At 27.9% G+C, this 20,060-nt stretch carries 20 protein-coding genes and 1 pseudogene; 1 reads left to right on the top strand and 20 read right to left on the bottom strand.

The window, feature by feature from the left end:
• Nucleotides 1-130: 130 nt before the first annotated feature.
• The 5 genes from AAHM98_RS03595 to AAHM98_RS03575 all read right to left on the bottom strand — a co-directional run bounded on the left by AAHM98_RS03595 (nucleotide 131) and on the right by AAHM98_RS03575 (nucleotide 5,774).
• Nucleotides 131-334 (bottom strand): hypothetical protein, encoded by a 204-nt coding sequence (locus tag AAHM98_RS03595; protein ID WP_342277107.1) that lies wholly within the window; start codon nucleotides 332-334, stop codon nucleotides 131-133.
• A gap of 154 nt (nucleotides 335-488) precedes the next feature.
• Nucleotides 489-2,396, bottom strand: coding sequence for an ABC transporter ATP-binding protein (locus AAHM98_RS03590; RefSeq protein ID WP_342277106.1), 1,908 nt, complete (start codon nucleotides 2,394-2,396; stop codon nucleotides 489-491).
• 2 nt (nucleotides 2,397-2,398) lie between these two features.
• Nucleotides 2,399-3,496, bottom strand: a complete 1,098-nt coding sequence (locus AAHM98_RS03585) for a nicotinate-nucleotide adenylyltransferase (protein WP_342277105.1) — start codon at nucleotides 3,494-3,496, stop codon at nucleotides 2,399-2,401.
• A gap of 1 nt (nucleotide 3,497) precedes the next feature.
• Complete coding sequence (locus AAHM98_RS03580) at nucleotides 3,498-4,394, bottom strand: deoxyribonuclease IV (protein ID WP_342277104.1); 897 nt, start codon at nucleotides 4,392-4,394, stop codon at nucleotides 3,498-3,500.
• Between the two features lie 18 nt (nucleotides 4,395-4,412).
• Complete coding sequence (locus AAHM98_RS03575) at nucleotides 4,413-5,774, bottom strand: DEAD/DEAH box helicase (RefSeq protein ID WP_342277103.1); 1,362 nt, start codon at nucleotides 5,772-5,774, stop codon at nucleotides 4,413-4,415.
• A gap of 505 nt (nucleotides 5,775-6,279) precedes the next feature.
• Here AAHM98_RS03575 and AAHM98_RS09005 point away from each other — a divergent pair.
• A pseudogene (locus AAHM98_RS09005) lies at nucleotides 6,280-6,419 on the top strand (IS256 family transposase); the annotation flags it as partial.
• A 101-nt stretch (nucleotides 6,420-6,520) separates the two neighbouring features.
• On the opposite strand, the gene AAHM98_RS03570 reads toward AAHM98_RS09005, so the two are convergent.
• From AAHM98_RS03570 to AAHM98_RS03500, 15 genes are all read right to left on the bottom strand, one after another.
• Nucleotides 6,521-6,700, bottom strand: coding sequence for a hypothetical protein (locus tag AAHM98_RS03570; RefSeq protein ID WP_342277102.1), 180 nt, complete (start codon nucleotides 6,698-6,700; stop codon nucleotides 6,521-6,523).
• A 9-nt stretch (nucleotides 6,701-6,709) separates the two neighbouring features.
• Entirely contained in the window at nucleotides 6,710-7,177 is a 468-nt protein-coding gene (locus tag AAHM98_RS03565) for an ankyrin repeat domain-containing protein (protein ID WP_342277101.1), read from the bottom strand.
• A 95-nt stretch (nucleotides 7,178-7,272) separates the two neighbouring features.
• Nucleotides 7,273-7,467 carry a hypothetical protein gene (locus AAHM98_RS03560; RefSeq protein WP_342277100.1) on the bottom strand — a complete coding sequence of 65 codons (195 nt, stop codon included), beginning with the start codon at nucleotides 7,465-7,467 and terminating at the stop codon, nucleotides 7,273-7,275.
• 48 nt (nucleotides 7,468-7,515) lie between these two features.
• Nucleotides 7,516-7,785, bottom strand: a complete 270-nt coding sequence (locus AAHM98_RS03555) for a hypothetical protein (RefSeq protein WP_342277099.1) — start codon at nucleotides 7,783-7,785, stop codon at nucleotides 7,516-7,518.
• A 121-nt stretch (nucleotides 7,786-7,906) separates the two neighbouring features.
• Nucleotides 7,907-8,557, bottom strand: a complete 651-nt coding sequence (locus tag AAHM98_RS03550; RefSeq protein WP_342277098.1) for a hypothetical protein — start codon at nucleotides 8,555-8,557, stop codon at nucleotides 7,907-7,909.
• Between the two features lie 220 nt (nucleotides 8,558-8,777).
• The gene (locus AAHM98_RS03545; RefSeq protein ID WP_342277097.1) at nucleotides 8,778-9,632 is read right to left on the bottom strand and encodes a rolling circle replication-associated protein; all 855 of its coding nucleotides are present in this window, start codon (nucleotides 9,630-9,632) and stop codon (nucleotides 8,778-8,780) included.
• A gap of 168 nt (nucleotides 9,633-9,800) precedes the next feature.
• Nucleotides 9,801-10,634: a Pr6Pr family membrane protein gene (locus tag AAHM98_RS03540; protein WP_342277096.1), complete on the bottom strand. Its 834-nt coding sequence runs from the start codon at nucleotides 10,632-10,634 to the stop codon at nucleotides 9,801-9,803.
• A gap of 30 nt (nucleotides 10,635-10,664) precedes the next feature.
• Nucleotides 10,665-15,014, bottom strand: coding sequence for a PolC-type DNA polymerase III (locus AAHM98_RS03535; RefSeq protein WP_342277095.1), 4,350 nt, complete (start codon nucleotides 15,012-15,014; stop codon nucleotides 10,665-10,667).
• Between the two features lie 191 nt (nucleotides 15,015-15,205).
• On the bottom strand, nucleotides 15,206-15,343 hold the full coding sequence (locus AAHM98_RS03530) for a hypothetical protein (RefSeq protein ID WP_342277094.1): 138 nt from the start codon (nucleotides 15,341-15,343) through the stop codon (nucleotides 15,206-15,208).
• A gap of 202 nt (nucleotides 15,344-15,545) precedes the next feature.
• On the bottom strand, nucleotides 15,546-16,655 hold the full coding sequence (locus AAHM98_RS03525; protein WP_342277093.1) for a site-2 protease family protein: 1,110 nt from the start codon (nucleotides 16,653-16,655) through the stop codon (nucleotides 15,546-15,548).
• Nucleotides 16,656-16,686: 31 nt separating this feature from the next.
• The gene (locus tag AAHM98_RS03520) at nucleotides 16,687-17,709 is read right to left on the bottom strand and encodes a phosphatidate cytidylyltransferase (RefSeq protein ID WP_342277092.1); all 1,023 of its coding nucleotides are present in this window, start codon (nucleotides 17,707-17,709) and stop codon (nucleotides 16,687-16,689) included.
• Nucleotides 17,710-17,737: 28 nt separating this feature from the next.
• Nucleotides 17,738-18,280 (bottom strand): ribosome-recycling factor, encoded by a 543-nt coding sequence (locus AAHM98_RS03515; RefSeq protein WP_342277091.1) that lies wholly within the window; start codon nucleotides 18,278-18,280, stop codon nucleotides 17,738-17,740.
• A gap of 114 nt (nucleotides 18,281-18,394) precedes the next feature.
• The gene (locus AAHM98_RS03510; protein WP_342277090.1) at nucleotides 18,395-18,679 is read right to left on the bottom strand and encodes a hypothetical protein; all 285 of its coding nucleotides are present in this window, start codon (nucleotides 18,677-18,679) and stop codon (nucleotides 18,395-18,397) included.
• Between the two features lie 10 nt (nucleotides 18,680-18,689).
• Nucleotides 18,690-19,280 (bottom strand): hypothetical protein, encoded by a 591-nt coding sequence (locus AAHM98_RS03505; protein WP_342277089.1) that lies wholly within the window; start codon nucleotides 19,278-19,280, stop codon nucleotides 18,690-18,692.
• Nucleotides 19,270-19,563, bottom strand: coding sequence for a hypothetical protein (locus AAHM98_RS03500; protein ID WP_342277088.1), 294 nt, complete (start codon nucleotides 19,561-19,563; stop codon nucleotides 19,270-19,272). The genes AAHM98_RS03505 and AAHM98_RS03500 overlap by 11 nt, the downstream gene beginning before the upstream one ends.
• Between the last annotated feature and the right edge of the window lie 497 nt (nucleotides 19,564-20,060).

Below are 20,060 nucleotides of genomic sequence, written 5' to 3'. Positions count from 1 at the left end.
AACAGTTTTACCACCAGTAATAATAATGTAATTATTATTACTAACTTCAGCAAAAGTAGTTGGATTAGGAGTAGGATTGTATAAATTAGTATCTTTAATTTCACCTTTGGGATTAATAAAAAAGAGTTTATTAGTTTTTTTGCTCCTTAATAATACTAGTTGTACTATTTCAAAATGTGATATTTTCGATATTTTTCTTAGTTTTAGTAAATTTTCATGTTAGATTTGATACGGTTTTTGTTGTATTGGTAGGTGTTACTTGATGATTATTAATAGTTGGTAGTACAGTTCCGATTAAAGAAGTTGTAGCAATTAATGTCAATAATGATTTCATAAGTTTGTTCCTTTCCAAATACTAAAATTAGTATTTGTAGTAATTATATAATAAAATAAGTGTTATTTAATAAAAAACCTAAAATTCAATAAAATCAAATTTTAGGTTGTATTGATATCTTTTTCTACAAAATTACAGTGGAAATCGTAAAAAATTATCCCATAATTCCTGCTTCATATAAATGTTTAAAGTGGCCTTCTTTAACTTTCAACTCATCAAAAGTACCAATTTGAACTAAACCTTTCCCTTTTTCTAATACTAAGATTTTATCAACAGTTTTAATAGTTGATAAACGGTGAGCAATAACAATACTTGTACGACCAATCATCAATTTATTAAATTGAGTTTGGATTTCTTTTTCAACAATGTTATCAAGGGCACTTGTGGCTTCATCTAAGATTAGTAATTCGGGATTTTTTAAAAAGATTCGGGCAATGGCAACTCTTTGTTTTTGACCACCTGATAAATTAATCCCACGTTCTCCTAAAATGGTGTTATAACCATTAGGTAGTTCTTGAACATAGTCGTGAAGATTAGCCTTCGCGGCTGCTGCTTTGATTTCATCTAATGTTGCACCTTGCTTTGTATAACTAATGTTTTCAGCAAAGGTACCATATAAAATTTGTGGATCTTGTTCAATATAACCAATGTGGTGTAAATATTGTGTTAAGTCAACATCACGTAAATCAGTATCTTTATTAATTAAAATTCGACCTTGGGCTGGATCATAATAACGTAATAGTAATTTTGAGATAGTCGTTTTACCAACTCCTGTGGCACCAACTATGGCATAACTTTTTCCTTTTTCAAATGTGAAGTTAAAGTTTTCTAAGATTCATGCTTCTTTATCATCATAACGGAAGTTAACATTTTCAAAAACAATATCATTAGTAATTTCATTAACTGCTAAAGCATTATCTTTAGTTTTAATTTTTGGTTCAACGTCTAAAATTTCGTTAACTCGTATAATTGAAGTTGATGTTTTAGCAAGGTTCCCAAGTAAGACAATACTTTGAATAACTGGGAAAATTAAAGTATTAACAGCTAAGATAAAAGCAATTAGAGTTGTGGGTTGTAACATTCCTTTATTAACAAAGATAAATCCTGCTACTAATCCAACAATATTAATACCTGTTAGTAAGGTAATTAGTAATGCTCTCGTAAAACTATCAAAGGTAATAGTTTTCTTAGCAGCTTGGTAGTATTTAAGATGTTCATTAACAAATCTTTCATTCTCTGTTTTTTCAGTAGCATTACTTTTAATTAAGGTAATGGTACTTAAACGGTCGGTAATATCAGCATTAACATCAGTATATACTTTTCGTCATTTGTAGTTTAAGTAACGAATAATTTGGACATTTAATATTGACACTACTAAGATTAATAAAACAATTCCTAAAACAATTAATGATAACTGTCAATTTAAAGAGAAGATAACATAAATTGAACCAAAGAAGGTAACAACAGAACTAAGAATAGTTAAGGGAATTGATTGCATGTTTTCACCAATCACACCTGTATCACTAATAAGTTTAGTTAGAGTATCGCCAATTTTACGGTCTTCATAATATGACATATCTAATTCTAATAAATGTTTTAAAACTTTATTACGATATTCAATTTCTACTTTAACACCAATCATACTTCCTGTTAAATTACGAACATACATAAATAATCCCGAACCAATTTGTAAGCTAATAAGAATATACGCTAAATTTAAAATGTTATTTCAATTACTAAAACCATCAGGTACTGCTAAAAAATTATTGGTAATTTTAGGAATGATTACTGATACTGCCGCTGATGCTACAGTTGCTATCATGGCAACAATATAAAGGATTGGATACTTTTTAAAATATTTAAAAACAGTTAGCATGAAACCACTTTTTTTAATACGTAGTTCATTAAAACCTGATATTCCTTTTTTTAATTTAGCACGTTTTTTATTGGGTGTTGTTTGGTTATCATTAAAATTGTTATTGTCAACTTTATTTTCTGGTTGCACATTAATCTCATCAGACTTTATCAGTTTGGATTTTTTGTTAGTTTTTTCTGCCATCATTGTTACTCCTTAGTGATTCATGATTCATAAATTGTTAAAAAGTTTTTATTTAGTGGTTGATGTTTTGCTTCCAAATTGGTTTTTAAGGTTTTTAAATAAAATTTAAAGGCTAAAGTTAAATCTTTAAATGCCAGTGTTCGTAATTGTTCGACATAAGGTGATGTTCGTTCGATAGAAATTTTATCAGCTAATAACACTATTAAATCTAATTTTGTCATCATAATAGCACCCATAGTATGTTTAGCAATCGCGAGAATGATTGCCTCATTAGTGACTAGATAATGGTTTTTTAAATATAATGCTGCTACATAACCGTGTCAAACTGGAAACGGTTCTTGTAGGATATCTTTATTATGTTTCGTTAAATACCTTGTCATTTTGCCTTTACTTCACTGTTTACAAAGATCATGATAATTACCAGCAATTTGGGCATGAATAGGATTAATATTATAGTGAATAGCCAATTTTCGTGCCATTTCACCAACATTAAGACAATGTTGTGTTCGTTTCTCATCTAAATTAAATTGCAACCTAGTATTATTGTATAATAAATTATTATTAATATAATTATTTACCCTACTATCAAGTTGATTTATGACTTCGCCACTTCTGATTTTGGCAGAACTAATGTCACTACTTGGACTGACAACTAAGTTACGACATTGATATTTTTTCATTAAATCTAACGTTTTCCGAAAATGGGGGCGATTAACAACAACAATTTTTACTAAATTAATTAATTGGTCAATGCCTTGCCACTGGTTTAAAGTGTATAAATTATCAGAACCAATGATAAAATAGAATTTATAGTCACAATAAGTGTTAGTAAAATAAGTAACGGTATTAATAGTACAACTAGGTTCACTATTTGTCAATTCATATTCGTTAAGTTTTAATCATGGATAATCTTTAATGACTAAGTTAATCATTGCTACTCGTTGTTCACTAGTTGCACTAACACTATCTTTTAAGGGATTTTGGTTGGTTGGTAAAATTCATACTTCATCTAATTGCAGTTTTTGATAAGCAGTTTTGATAATATTTAAATGCTGATTGTGAAACGGGTCAAAGGTACCACCCAAAATACCAATTTTTTTCATGTTATTTTTCCCCTAATGCTAATAAGATGTCTTTATTATATTGTTTAGTTCTAATCATTTTGATTTCATGTAAGTATGGTGATTGGTCATTAATTCAGGGCGTTTCTAAAATCTTAATTTTGTTAATTAACTTAGGATGATAAATGATATTAACTAAAGTTTCAAAACCTAAATAACCCATTCCTAAATTGGCATGTCGGTCTTTACGACTACCAAGTGGGTTTTTAGAGTCATTAATGTGCATAACAAATAATTTTTCTAAACCAATTAGATGATCAAACTCATTTATAACTTCATCTAAATTATTATTTAAATCATAACCAGCATCAGATAAATGACAAGTGTCTCAACAAACACCAATTAAGTTAGGTTGTTTAACATTATTAATAATATATTGTAATTGTTCAAAATTAATTCCTACTTCGCTACCTTTACCTGACATCGTTTCTAAAGCAATCTTTAAAGTTTGATTAGGTAAACAAGCAGCGTCTAGTCCTTTCACAATTTGATCTAAAGCAACTTGGGGTAGTGCTCCCACAGCAGCGCCTGGATGTAAAACTAAGGTTTTAATACCAATGTCTTGGCAACGTATAATCTCGGTACGTAAAAAATCAACTGCCAATTGAAAAGTACTAGGTTTGACACTATTACCTAAGTTAATAATATATGGGGCATGAACAATAACATTGTCAATACTAATATTATTAGTTTTTAACGTTTGTTGAAATTCAGTAATGAATAAATCTTTGGTTGGTTTACGAATGGTATTTTGTGGTGCCCCTGTATAAATCATAAAAGCATTGGCACCATAACTAAGTGCTTCTTGGAGTGAATTGAGTAAATATTTAGGTGCTTTCATTGCGACATGGCAACCAATAATTAAATCTTTTGCTTCCATTAATTTATCCAACTTTCGTTATTTAGATTCTTCAAATAATTTTTTTCTACGGGCAATAGCTTCCGTTTTTTTGATTTTTTTAATTGATGCTTTAATGTGCTGGCGTCTAGTTGCTTTTTTAACTGCTTCTAAATCACGGTTTAATTTTTTCTTGTAGCCAGGCGTGACTTTTTTGTTAGCTTTAAATTTATTAATAATGTATTGTTCTGCTTTGTTAGGTTGATTTTTTTTACCTTTGCGAACAATAGTTTCACTAGTAATTTCTGCTACTAATTTATTATCTTTAATTTTATAATATTCTAAAGGAACATGTAAGTTTTTTAATTTATGGAGCGCGGAGTTATCACTTTTGTCATAAAAGACATAAGAAATACCAGAGTATTTACCACGTCCAGTTCTTCCAGCACGGTGAAAATAGTACTCCATATTATTAGTTGGTAATTGTAAAGAAATAACATGTGATACTCCTTCAATATCAATTCCTCTGGCAGCAATGTCAGAACAAATAACGTATTGATAATCAAAGTTTTTAATACGCTTAAAAGTTTGTGTTCGTTCACGGGCTGGTAATCCACCATGTAAGATTGCTACTTTTTTATCTAGTTTAATTAAAATATCACCAATGGTCTTAATTTCATCTTTATTGTTAACAAAGATTAAGCATAAATATGGCTCAAACATCGACAGTAAAGATGGTAATTGTTTTTTAACATCTTGATGGTGAAGATTAATAAAAACATGACGAATTTGTTGAGCTTGATTGGCAATAGTAATCGTTGTTGTATTAGTCATATATTTTTTTAATCAACTAGCAAGTTGTGGTAAAATCGTTGCTGAAAAAGTCATGATTTGTACTTGTTGGTGCATTTTAGAAATTAAAAAGTCTAAATCATCCATGAAACCCATTTCAAAGAGCATATCACATTCATCAATTACTAAAATCTTAGTAGTAGTAATTGCTAACATATTTAATTCATATAATTTTTTTAATCTAGTTGGCGTACCAATAACAATTTGAGGTTGATTATGTATTAAATTATTACTTTGACGGTTAATATCTTTTCCGCCAACTAAACACGCAATAGTAATATCTTGGTCTTTCATTAACGCTTTACAAAAGTTAAATGTTTGTTGGGCAAGTTCTCTGGTTGGGGCAATAATAACCGCTTGGGTAGTTTTAATGGTAGTATCACATTTATTTAAAATCGGAATTAAAAAAGTGTGGGTTTTACCACTTCCAGTTGGACTTTGAATAATTAAGTTTTGATTATTTAGTGCAAGTGGAATAATTTCTGTTTGTACTTGTGTGGGGGTGATAATTTTTTCTTTTTGTAAATTATCAATTAATCATGGTTGTAAATTGAATTGTTGAAATGACATTGGTTCACCTTTTTCTTTAATACTAATATTTTATCTTATTTTTGAGCTAAAAATGTAAAAATTTTTAAAAACAAATTTCTGATTCCTAAAATGAAATTTTATTATTGTATTTTAAATTAGGTTATTGGTGGAACATTAAATCAATACCTTCTTTTGTAGTTTTATAACCTTCATATGGTAGTTATTCTTGTGCTAAGGATGCAAATCAATTTTTAGTTTAATAGTGTTATTCAACTTAGAGACACTCCTCTCTAAGCGCATTTAACACTTATATATAATAAATAGTAGAGTGTTTCACTAAATAAGTGGTGCTTTCAATACGAAAAAGAAAAAAGGTAAGAAAATATGAGAAAACTACTATCTTTATTAACCCTATTAATACTGACAATGCAGTAACTACTAAATGTCATAACCTGTGGTACAACTAACACGCCACCTGAAACAGACCAAACTGACTATTTAACATTAAAAATCAAAGCAATATTTAGTTTATTGGACATACGCTCCTAATGACATGTCAGTTTTCAAAATCTTTTATTTAGCAATTGAATCAATGACAAAAAATGAACAATGCTAATTCAAAATTGAAATGAAGCAATCGCTCATTTTATGATAAAATTTGAAGATAAAATTAATCTTAATTAGTAATTTTATAAAATTAACTTACACAGTTAATTGGAAAGCCTAATTTTATTAATGCTTAACTCTTAAGATTCACGCTACAATATAATTGTAGCTTATTCAAGTTATCTCATAGAGAAAGAAATATTTTTTTGTTTTGACATTATTTTTTCGCGATCTTTTTGTTTTTCTGCTTCTTGAACTTTTTGTGCTAATTTTGCAACATTATTAGTATCTCCACTGTTGTAAGAAGCACGTTCAGGTTGTTTAAAAGAGCATTCTTTGATAGATGCCGTTTGAGTCATTGGTGGAAGTTATTTTTTATTACTAAGTTTATTTGTTTGTTTTTGATTATAATCACAATTAGATGATGTAGATGGACTATTTATTGAAAATTCATTAACGCTTATTTCTTCTAATCTATCAACTTTAATTTCCGATAGTTTTTGTAATTCATTTGCTTGCTTTTCAAATTTTGCTATTACTGCTTGTGAACAATTATCGCTAGCACGATAAATTTCTAATGGTGTCTTACCTTCTGCATTTTTACATTTAACATCAGCTCCATGCTCAAGTAAAAATAAAATTTTTTCATCAGTTCCGTTAGAACACATTTTATGCAAAGCAGTTTCTTGGTTTTTGTCGGCAAAATTAACATCAAATCCTCTTTCCATTAATTCCTTTGCTAATGTTAAATAGTTATTACGTAAAGCCAACTCCAATCGTGAACCTTCCTGTGGACTTGGCCCGTATACGTCTGCTCCTAATTCTAGTAGTGTCATGCATATTTTTCATCTTTAAGGAGCATATTTATACTAATTAGAGTAAAGGGCAAAAATACACTAAAAAGTATATATATGCCCCTTATTTAGTTTTTTTAATTTTCTTTTTGTTGTAATTGTCCTTTTTGTTTAACCAAAGCAATATCTAATATACAACTTGGACAATAATATTCTTTAGTATATAAATTTTGTAAAACTTTCTTAGGACAAATAACTTGGTCACAAAGTTTACACATATACATTGCTAAATGAAAAGGTTGTTGACAAGCACAATTATTAATTTTTGACATAAATTTAATCCTTTAAATAATTATTTAAAATTACCCTATAATAAATAACTATTTAGTTTTTAAATTATGTATGTCAATAATTTTTGCTTCTCATGTTATTTCAACATCATAATAGGAACCAAGACTTAAATTCATTTTTGCAATTTTAGTAAATAATTCACTATCATGTAAAACTCATTTATCCTTAGATTTTTCACCAGTTGATATTTTAATACCTTTATCAGTAATATAAAAAGGCGAAAAAGTAAGTACATCATATTTTTTGGACTTACCACTTTTCTCATCTTTAATTACTTCATTACTTCTAATTTTTGTCAATTGACATAAAAAATAAAATTTACAACAAAAAAACGCAAAAACATAAAGCCTACTTGCAGGTAAAAACTTTACGTATTTGCTATTAACCATTATATATATACAAGTATTTTTCTAATATTTTTTAAATCCATTTATTAATTTGTTTATACATTTTATTTTTTAATAAAAACATATATTTTACTTTTTTCATTTTTTTAATATATTTTTGACTACTATAATTTTTATACAAATCAATTATATTATTATCTTCAATAAAAATTTCTCATTTAATAAAAATATTATCTAATTCTTCTGAATATTTAAACTTAGTATTAAAATCAGAATATTTTATAAATTCTCTTAAAATATTAATCAATCTAGTTTGTATAAATTCTGAGTCTTCAATATATTTAACAACATAATATTTTTGAAAATATTTTTCTTTAAGTTTTTTTTCAAACTTACTTCATAACTTTCTATATTCATCATCTAATATATTTGTAAATGGATTTAAGTCTTTCCAAAAACATACAACTAAAAATTTTCTATTTTTAATTTGCTTTTTTATATGTGCAATTATTATTTCATTATCTTTAAATATTTTTAATAATTCATTTGCATAAGAATTTGCTATATAATCTAATTGCTCAATTTTAAAATATATTTCTTTACTTTTTATATAATAATTTACCAAAAATATTTTATTTTTAAATCAATTAGTAATAACAGAAAAAAGTATTCCAACTAAACTAGATATAAAAGCACCAATAATTAAATAAAAAACAGACTTCATTATAATATAATTTTACTTTCTTACAAATTATTTTTCAAAAATAAAAATTAAATAAAAATTTAATTTATTTTTAGATTATTATTTTATCATTAATAAATAGATTTTAATATACTTTCCAAAAATTAAATATATTAAATAGTTCATAAAATTCTTATGTTTTTTTCAAAAATTAATTATTTTATTACTTAATATAATATAAGTTTTATTTTTTAAAAATTGCTTAATGTAAAATTCTTGGTACACGTTTAATTGCATTCCTGAATCTAATACTATCAATTGAGACATATTCATCATAATCTTTAAAATTATCACCAAAAACAGTAGTATCAAAACTACCACCAAAAAGTATAGTACGACCTAAATTATCAATTTTCTTTTTGAAAAATTGTGTATGTAAAACATTAACAGAAGCGTCAACTAAACGCTGATATAACATTACCTTCTGACCTTTAACCACTTTTGGATTAGAACAATTACGAGAAAAAGCATAAGCACGTACACCTAAATCATATTGATTTAAAGATTTAACATCATTTTGAACCTTAGTAACATATTTTGCTAAATATTTAACTATATTTTCATTAGTACCTTTTTGAACAACTCTTACATCATTAAAACCAAATGGTCATCACTGTGGTAACATACTTTTATGTATTTTTCTATTAAATAAAATATGAAAATGAATAGCACCACGTTTTTGATATTCATAAACATACATATACTTTAATTTACCTAAATACTTAGAACGCTTAGGGTCATTTCACCAACGCTTTAAGCGTTTAAAGAATATAGCAATATCATGTTTTGCTTTATTAATATCTTGCATGTTATCTCAATAAGTTAAAGTAACAAAACTTAAAACTTTTGCATTATAAAAATTATGATAAGCTTTATGTATTAATTTTGTTTTAGTACGAATAGTAGAATTACGTAACTTTTTATCATTAATACCTAAATTTTTAATACCAATTTCATTACGTTTATTATTTAATATAGCACTCATAGGTAAAATTATATTTTTAACATAAGCACCATAATAAACTTTTTTAATATAAAAATTCTCTTGAACACACATTAAAACACCTGCAAGTATTTTTTTTATTTTATATACTTTAATAACAAAATAATCATAACACAAAAAACAAAATAATTAATAAATTATCTTACGGTGAATTGTGTTACTTAATTGAATTGTGTTACTTAATTAAAAAGTAAACACTTATTTTGTTATTTAAAATAATAACTATTTTTTACCATTATCTTTATCATGCTTACTTTTTTTATCAAGTTTTCGTAATACTTTTTGGTAAAAATAATGAAGCCGATGTTCACGACTTTGATAACGTTTATACATTAAATTGTTAATTCAAATATAAAAATATTGTAATCCAAAACACAAACCAAACACCACAACCACTGCTGCAGCAGCCATTAATCATCCATTTGCTCCATTGGAATAATCAAAAAAGAAATATGGATATCACGTGTCACATGGTGGATGGGGAAGAATATCACCTCTAGCAATACTTTCCATATAGTCTAAATAACGTAAATGACCACGAATTAAAATCACTATACAATAAATAGCTGGATAAAGCACAATTAATCATAAATAAATTTTATGTTGTTTCTTTAAACTAACAAAATTTTGACCACAAGTTAAGACAAAACTAGTAATCATGGTGATGGGCATAATCAAATGTAAAATAACAGTTGATATTCAATTAGAAAAACTATACTGTTTCGGGTCTTGTTCTGCTGTAAAGATTCCTAACCAGAACACTAACATGGTAATAGTAATATAAACTGTTACAGCTAATCGCGTTTGAAAACTAGGTTTCGTTCCCCGAAAATGAGCATCAAATAAATATAAACAAAAATATATTACAACCATATAATTACTTTCAGTTGTAAAATAAGAATAATAACTTCCTACTCGCTCACTAAAACCTAAATCTTTAAACTTTTCCATAGGAAAATAAATTGCAGAAATCAAATCAATAATTAAAAATAAAATCAACATAATTAGTGCTGACAGACGCATGTAAAAATTGGCTTTATTACTTAATTTATACATAATACACCTACACTTCTAAAATAGTTGCTACTATAATTCTAACATTAATTGACTATTTTCATCTAAATGTTCTAATACACCTATTGTTAACAATAATTGATAGTTAGTTTTAGTAAGTCCTGTTCGTAATTGTAAATCATTTTTAGAAGTTATGGGTTTTTCATTACGAGCGTTAATAATAGAATTAGCCACAATTTCTCCTAAGCCATCTAAAGCAATGAATGGCGGTAAAATTTGTTTTTCACCATCAATGGTTATTACTTGAAAACTTTTTGCTGCTGAGTGTTCAATACTAATATTACTAAATTTAATATTACGAGCATGCATCTCCAACGCCACTTCTAATAATGGAATAAGTTCTCGTTCTTTACTAGTAATAGCGGTTTTTTGATTAGTACTATTTTTTAATTGTTCATTAATATTTTTTAATTTATTGGTAATAGCACCAATTCCTTGCAACATCGTTTCAATATCAAAACCATCACATCTTGTTGTAAAGTAAGTAGCGTAATATTCATGAGGATAATAAACTTTGTATCAAGATACTCGTCATGCCATTAAGACATAAGCTGTAGCATGAGCTTTCGGGAACATGTATTTAATCTTTTTACAAGATTGGATGTATCAATTAGGCACTTTCATTTGTTGCATAACAGTTTCATATTCTGGTTTTACACCTTTACCTTTTCGCACATCTTCCATAATACTAAAGGCCATTTCGGCAGGTAAACCTTGATATACTAGGTAAGTCATAATGTCATCACGACAGCCAATTACATCTTTTAATTTTAATCCCTGCTTACTAATTAATTCATCGGCATTATTTAATCAGACATCAGTTCCATGTGAAAGCCCAGAAATTTGGACTAATTCAGCAAATGATGTTGGTAACGTATCACTTAGCATTTTACGAACAAAACTAGTACCAAATTCAGGAATTCCGATCGCTCCTGTTATTTCACCAAGCAAATCGTGTTTAGTAATATTTAATGCACTTAAATTAGAAAATAATGATAGTACTTTTGTATCTTGATTAGGAATCGTTTTCGGGTTAATTCCTGTTAAGTTTTCTAACATTTTTAAAGCTGTGGGATCAACATGGCCCAAAATATCTAGTTTTAATAAATTATCATGAATGGCGTCAAAATCAAAATGGGTAGTTTTTCAAGTCGAACTAGTATCATCAGCTGGATAATTAATCGGCGTAAAATCGGTAATATCATATGCTTTTGGTAAGACAATAATTCCTCCTGGGTGTTGACCAGTCGTTCTTTTGATTCCAACACAACCTTGACTTAACATTTCGATTTTTGCTGTGCGCATATCCGTTTGGCCAATTTTTTCAGCATAGGCTTTAACATAACCAAACGCAGTTTTATTAGCAATGGTGGAAATAGTTCCAGCACGGAAGACAAAGTTTTCACCAAACATTTCTTTTGTAAAATCATGAGCTTGCATTTGGTATTCACCTGAAAAGTTTAAATCGATATCAGGAGTTTTATCGCCATCAAATCCTAAAAAGGTTTCAAAGGGAATATCATGACCATCACTAATCATGTTGACATTACACTTTAAACAAACTTGAAATGGTAAATCATAACCACATTTCACAGCACCATTACTAATGAATTGACTGGCTTTACATTGTGGACATAAATAATGTGGTTGTAAGGGATTAACTTCCGTAATATTAGCAAAGGTTGCTACTAATGAAGAACCAACCGAACCACGCGACCCCACTAAATAACCATCATGCAAAGACTTTGCTACTAACTTATGGGCAATTCAATAAACCACAGCAAAACCATGCGTAATAATAGCATTTAATTCACGTGTTAAACGTTTTTCAACAATGGTTGGCAGCGGATTACCATATCTTTTTCACGCTTCTTCATAACAAAGGTTACGTAATTTTTGATCAACATTATCAATGGTTGGTGTAAATAAACCATCTTTAATCGGTTTAACCATGGTAAATTGATTGCTTAATTGTTGGGTATTGTTAATAACAATATCATTAATTAAATTGGGATTATCTAAAAAACTAAATTCTTTTAACATTTGACTTGTCGTGCGAACATATTGGTCAGGGTATGAAGTAACTTTACCTCGTCGATCATATAATGGATGAAATACTCCTCCAATCCCTTTACTATTAATAATAACATCACGATACATTTTTTCATGAGGATGTAAATAATGAGCATCACTAGTGGCAATAACTAATTTATTTAGTTTCATGGCATTATCAATAATTTTTTTAATAATATCATGGAGTTGTTCTTGGGTAATATTACCCATTTGTACTAAGTTTTGGTAAACCGAAGGTGGTTGAACTTCAATGAAATCAAATCATTGCATAATCGCTCCTAATTGTTCATCACTTTTATTCATAGCAGTTTCAAAAACAGCACCATTAACACAACTACTACCAATTAATAAGTCTTTTCGTAAATAATCAATCGCTTTAGTAACAATCTTAGGAGATTTATAAAAATATTGCGTGTGTGATAATGAAACTAATTGATAAAGACTTTTTAAACCAGTTTGATTTTTAGCAAAGACAGTAATATGTTCACCGCGAAGTTTGTTGTTAATATCAGAAGAAATTAACTTATTAACATCACTTAATAATAAACAATTAAATTCATCACGCAATTGTTTTAACATTTTACCAAAAACTTGTGCTAACACATTAGCATCATAGTCAGCCCTATGGGCAGTATCGTCATCATATTTAATACCATAAACGCGACAAATCGCACCTAAACGATAATATTTTAATTGCGCTTGCATAACACGTGATAATTGCAAAGTATCGATCACTGGATTAGTTAATAAAGGAAGATTATGGTTTTTCATGGCAACTTGTAAAAATCCAAAATCAAAATTAGCATTATGGGCAACAATCGTACGATTACCAATTAATTCGACAATGGTTGGTAACACTGTTGCTAGTTCTGGTTTATCTTTTAGCATGGCATTAGTAATATTAGTAAATTCAGTAATGTGTTCTGGTACTAACGTGCGAGGTTTAATGAGAATCGTATCTTGTTTAATAACTACATTATTTTTCATAATTACATATCCTAATTCAATAATTTCATGAAAGTTAACAGATAGTCCGGTTGTTTCTAAGTCAAGTACTATGTATTCAAGGTTTGCTATTTGTTCATTGATAACATTTTTGACAATACTAATATTGTTAGGAATCAAATCCATTTCCACACCATACATAACTTTTAAATTAGGATATTTTTTAGCAGCACTAGCAATATCAGGGTAGGCTTGAACGTTTAAGTGGTCAGTAAAACCAATGGCTTGATGACCTCATTTGACAATTTGATGAATATAATCTTGTGCCGAAGTAATTCCATCCATAGCACTCATTTTGGTGTGGGTATGAAATTCAATTCGTTTTGAAACAGCATCATCATTAACAACAATATTTAATGATTGGTCAACAATAACATCATCAATCCATAAAACTTGTTCTTTACTAAAGTTATCATAACGACTATTGGCTGAAACTTTAATTCAATCATCAACTTTGATACTATCTAATTTTGCATCAGGTTGGTCGCTACTAATAAATGATTTACAAGTAATAGCATCAGTATAATCAGTAATCGAAAATGAATAAAATCATTTTTGAGTTTTAGTTAAGAATTTATTAATTTTAAAAACTTTACCTGTCACAATGATGTTGGGTTCATCGTTAAGAATATCTTTAATTTGGTGCGTGTAATTAGTAATTTCTAAGTTCACTTTGGATTTTTTACGATAAGCACCATACGTTTGTTTTGGTGGAGTAATAGTATTAGTTATTGGTTTTGATTTTAAAGCCTCTGTTATTTTTTGGACTTGTGCTTTTGCTTCACTTTCGTAACTAGAAAATGGTTGTTGATTTGGATTAATCACAGTTTTGATTTGTAAACTAAGAAAACCATATTGATGAAAGTAACTAATAAATTGTGTTAATTCATTTTTAATTAATTTTTCTTCAACACTATTGTGAATAGTAATAGTAATCATGTTATTAATGCAATTAAGGGCAGATGTCGGTAATGAGTAGTAAATACCAGCTAATAAATGGAGTTTGTAGGTTTTAATATATTCAAAATATGTTAAAACTAATTGTTCATTAAAATTGTTATTAACAGTAAAGTAAATATTAAGATTAGGTACTCCTAATTGTTTGAAGTGTTGTTCAAAGCGTTTTAGGGTAGTAATTGGTAAGAAGTTAGGTAAATTAATAGTGATGTTGGCTTGTTGATTATGATGAAAATATTGGACACTATGGACAGTGGCGTTAGTAAAATCATTATCAAAATCGTCAAATCCTATTTCATGGAAAAGTTTTTGTAAATCTTGGTTCATTGGTTTTATGTTTCCTTTCATCATAATTAGTGGGTTAATTATATCGTATTTTTTGGATTAAGATGTTTTGTTTCTAAGATTAACATATAATTATCATTTTTATTAACATATTTTATAATATCATTTGTTAAAGATTTTATTTCTTTACTCATTTCTGAATTTTTTTTGAATGAGAGCTTTGTATTTTTTGGTTAAATTAAGCTAGTTTTTAAATCTTTCATTTCTTTTTCTAAATTAGTTACTTTATTTCCTTGTTGTTTATACATTTTTATATTTTGAATGATTTTTTCAAAAGGTTTACTATTGTTTTCAATTTTTATCTTTTTCATATCAAAGTTAATAATTTCTGAAAAATCAATGGTTTTATGATAAATAAATCTTATATATTGTTTCTTACCATTAATTACAAAAATAATTGCACTTTTACATGTTTTGGATAAGAGTTAATAACAAAACCAGGTCTTATTTTCTGTTTACCATGCTCAATCTTTTGTCATTAAATTGTTAATTAACATATTATCATCACTTTTATTAAAAGAATATATCTTTAATCGTAGTAACAACAAAGATAATTAAAAATAGTAAGGCTCCTGCTATTGTAACAATGGTTTTATATTTAGTATTAAGTTTTTTTCTAGAGGCAGCTTCTACTGCGTTCTCAACAAATTTATAACCATCCAGTGGTGGGATTGGTAACATATTTAATAAAAACAAGTTAGAAGAAAGTAAGGCAGCTCAGCGAAAATAAGTACTTGCCCCTTGGGTTGCTGACAAGTCAGGATTTAAAAAACTATTTGTTGATTTAACAATACCGACAGGTCCAGATATATTTTGTCAGTGGAAAGTAACTAGCTGACCTAGAGCTTGTAATAAACTATAACTATCTTTAAACGCATCGACAATACCTTCAGTAAAAACAGAACCTGAACTTAAATGATAACTACGTTGACTAACACCAATAAACAAGACACCTTTTTGGTATTCTGGTTTAAAGGTAACAACTTTAATTTTATCAAAAGTAATTTGATAATCGTGAATAGTATCATTGTACTTTTTATTATAACTATTCAATCATTTTTGTAAATCATAATAAGACTTAATATCCGTAGCAGATTTAGAAGCACCAGTATTATAAATATGAGTAATCTCAGAACTACTTAAAATAGGCATAGTTGGATTATCTTTATTATATTTTTCCACATCCTCATATAATGGTCCTGTGTTAGCATAAGTTGGTGGTAAATTAGGATCATATTTGTAAGGATAAATCCCGTACCCAACCATAAGTAAAACAAATGCTAATAATAAGTTCATAATGGCCCCAGCACTAATAAAAGCCGCTTTTTTACCACGATGAAGATTTTCCATCATTCGTTTAGGTTCAACAACTTCTTCTTCACGACCTTTAGGAGCATCAGCAATTTCCGATGCTACTGATACATAACCACCTAACGGTAATAGACGCAATGTATAACGGGTTTCTTTTTTACCCCATTGGAAAATCTTGGGACCCATACCAATGGCAAATTCATAAACATACGCACCAGATAATTTAGCAATTACAAAGTGAGCAAATTCATGGAGGGTAATTAAAAATAATATTGTAAATAAACCAATTAAAATGGCTAAAAAGATATACATAACTTCATCCTTAAATATTTTTTATTAATTATTAAATGACACTTGAAAACAATAGTGCCACAATAAATCCGGCAATCGCAACAGCAGAAAATGAATCTAAACGATCTAACAATCCACCATGACCAGGAAATATATTAGAAAAATCTTTAACATCATAATTACGTTTTAAGTATGAAAACAATAAATCGCCCATTTGACTAATCAGTGATAAGATAAAAACTACAGCAACATAAGCAATATAAATTGGTGCTTTACCAATTGAACCTTCATAGAAAGGTAACGGATTGTAATTACTTGTTTGTAAGAAAATAATAACTGTCACCATACTTAATACCATAGCAACTCCTAGTCCAGTAGCAGCACCTTCTCAAGTTTTATTGGGTGAAACACGGGGGGCTAACTTAGTTTTACCATAAATAACACCACCAATAAAAGCACCAATATCATTCGACATGACGATCACAAATAAGAATAATAATGTTGGTCAACCTAATTTTTGAACAGAATTAATTTGTGATAACATCAAAAAGTTAACAGATTTAAACGCTAATACTAAATAAACAACTCATAAAAACACAAATAACACATCACCTAATTGAAAGGTTTTAGCGCGATAAGCAATTAAAAGAAAAATAGCAATAAATCCAAATAACACTACCATTGACATTCATGTTTCAAATCATAAATGATTATAAAGATATGGACCAAAGGTTTCTTTACCAATCGGAAATCAGAGAAAGATAATTCCCATCGTAATAACTAATAATTTTAAGGCTAGTGGTCACTTTGCTGCTTGTCTTAAATTAATGATTTCTCACAAACATCCAATTAAGATTAAAGTATTAATCGCCATGAACGTATATGCAGACCATAATGGTTTGACACCAAATATTGGTTCTAAATACACAGCACCAATAAACATCCACACTGATGCGGCCATAATTAGCACAATACTAGTAATAATTCGTTGTTGATACTTTTTAAAAAACCATGAATTATCTTTTAATATCTTTTTATCTTCATTTTGTATTGAAGAAATTGCTTTTGCTTTCACAATTTTAACCCCCTAATTCACCTCTTATTTAAATTTTCATTAGTTCAGTAATTTTATCTTTTTCTACTTTCATTAATTCAGTAATTTTAATATCAGTTAATTTTTGAATTCTTTCTTCACCTTTTTTATTTTGGTCTTCTGGTAACTCTTGTTTTTTGAGACTATGAATAGCATCACGTCTAACATTACGAACTTTAATTTTGTATTCTTCAGTAATTTTTGCTAAATCTTTCACTAGACTCTTACGGATTTCTTCTGTTAATTGGGGGAAAATTAAACGAACAGCATCAGCTTCAGTTTTAATTTGTAAGCGTAAATCAGCAGCAGTAATAGCTTCGGTAATAGACTTAACTAAACTACGATCATGAGGACGTACTACTAATTGATGCGCACCTTCTACATTAATACGAGCATTATGACTTAGACGATCCATACTCCCATAACATCTAATATTAATGGCATATAAAATTGCTGGATTTGCTCTTCCTGTTCTAATTTTATTAATTTCTTGTTTGTAATGTGAAATTACATTATCCATTTCTTTTGTTGTTGTTAAAACAATAACTTCCATTGGTTACCTCCAGTTACTTGATTAGTATTATGTTTTTAAATCAAACTATAAAAATTATATAATATTTTTTTACAAAACCAATGAAAATTATTATAAACTACAAAAAAAGCAGAATTATTTTATAACTCTGCTACCACGATTTATGACTGTTGTTCTATTGTTTAAATCAACAAGCATTAAAATACCTCCAATAATACCTAGTAATGCCCCAAAAATAATTCCTAAAATTGCTAAAGTCATTTTTTGTTCTTCAGTTGCTTGGCCTTTATTTACTTTTAAGTATAAATTGAAACCAGGAATGGTTCAAAATAATGGAATAATAAAAATTGATTCAAAAATAAAAACAATGAGAATTAAAATGCTCCCTGCTTTTGTCATAAATATACTACCTGCTTTCATTGTTGTTAAATTAAGTAACTTTTTTATATGATATCATTTTTACATGATTTCTGCAATAAGTTATTCAATCATTAATATTAATTGGTTGGTCAATTTTAACTAAGCTAAGATGACAGTCTAAGAACTTAAAGACATCTTGAAGTTTTCTGCATTTTAAAAGTTGTTCTTCTGGACTTAAAGTACTAATGTTAAATCCTTTAATTTCAATGGCAGTAATGTATCACTTTAAACCACCTTCTAAACGTTCGCTTTCAATAAAATTATTAACTAGTTTGGCATAGGGCATGAGAAAACTAGTATTACTAGTTTTGCTACTTTGATGAAAATTTTTTTTCTTGGTACGAAAACGGAATACTCAAATTAAAATTTGGTAAATTTTCAAATTGTAACGGTTATTAGTAACTAGGGTTAAAGATAATAAGGTGAAAATAGTAATCGCTGTCATGACACGATAAAGTAGGAGAATCATAACTAATCCTACTGTTGTTAGGACAGCAACTAGAAAATAGGCAATTGCTAATCCTAAGTCATAGAAGGTAAAATTTTTGAAAATAATAACATGTTGTTGGTTTAAGAATTTGGGGATTAGGTTATTGTCCATGGGTTAACTGCTCATTTTTAATTTGTTTTTCTAGTTTTTCAACTTTCGTTTCTAAGATTTTGATTTTAAGATCGTAGTTATCTAATAGTTTAAAAATGTTGTTGGTTTTAATTATTAAGTCTTCGTTATTCTCTCTTAACTCATTAATGGTTAGATAGAGATTTGGTTGTAAGGTTAAAGTACTAAATTTAGCAATTAATTGTTTTTGTTGTAAGTCTGACAACATAATAATTTTGTTAGTATTACGATTTCTTCATTTATCAACTAATTTCTTAGTATTCACTTTTGTTAAACCTTTATTATAAAAATAGGTATTAACCGTTATTAATTTTAATAGTAAGTGGTTTTTCACTAAGTTCTGATTTGATTGATGTACCAAATCATACTAATGATTCGTTGCCGAAAAAATCTAAAAATATTGCAGGTCGGCCAAACTCATGATCTAACTCCTTAGTTCTTAAAAGTTTATAAATGTACATTTTTTAAAAATTTATCATTTTATATGTTCCTTTCATAATTAGGGTCTAATCATAATTAATAAAAAATCATCAAGTTTCCTACTTGTAATTTAAATTAAATGTGTAATAATATTATTGTTATTGGTTAATGAAAGTTAACCGGTGGGTAACCAAATCTCACTTAGATTATGGAGAACCGTTAGGTTCTCTTTTTTCTTATCTTAATTGATAATTCGTTTTAAAAACAAAAAAACGCAAAAAGATGTGAAACATGTTTTTGCGTTTACGATAGTTATATACTATTAAATTATAGCATTTTATA

The sequence above is a fragment of the Spiroplasma endosymbiont of Nebria brevicollis genome, from assembly GCF_964030895.1.
Lineage (GTDB): Bacteria > Bacillota_I > Bacilli_A > Mycoplasmatales > VBWQ01 > Spiroplasma_E.
The sequence above is the reverse complement of the archived record's forward strand: the minus strand, read 5'-3'. Positions and strand labels throughout refer to the sequence as shown.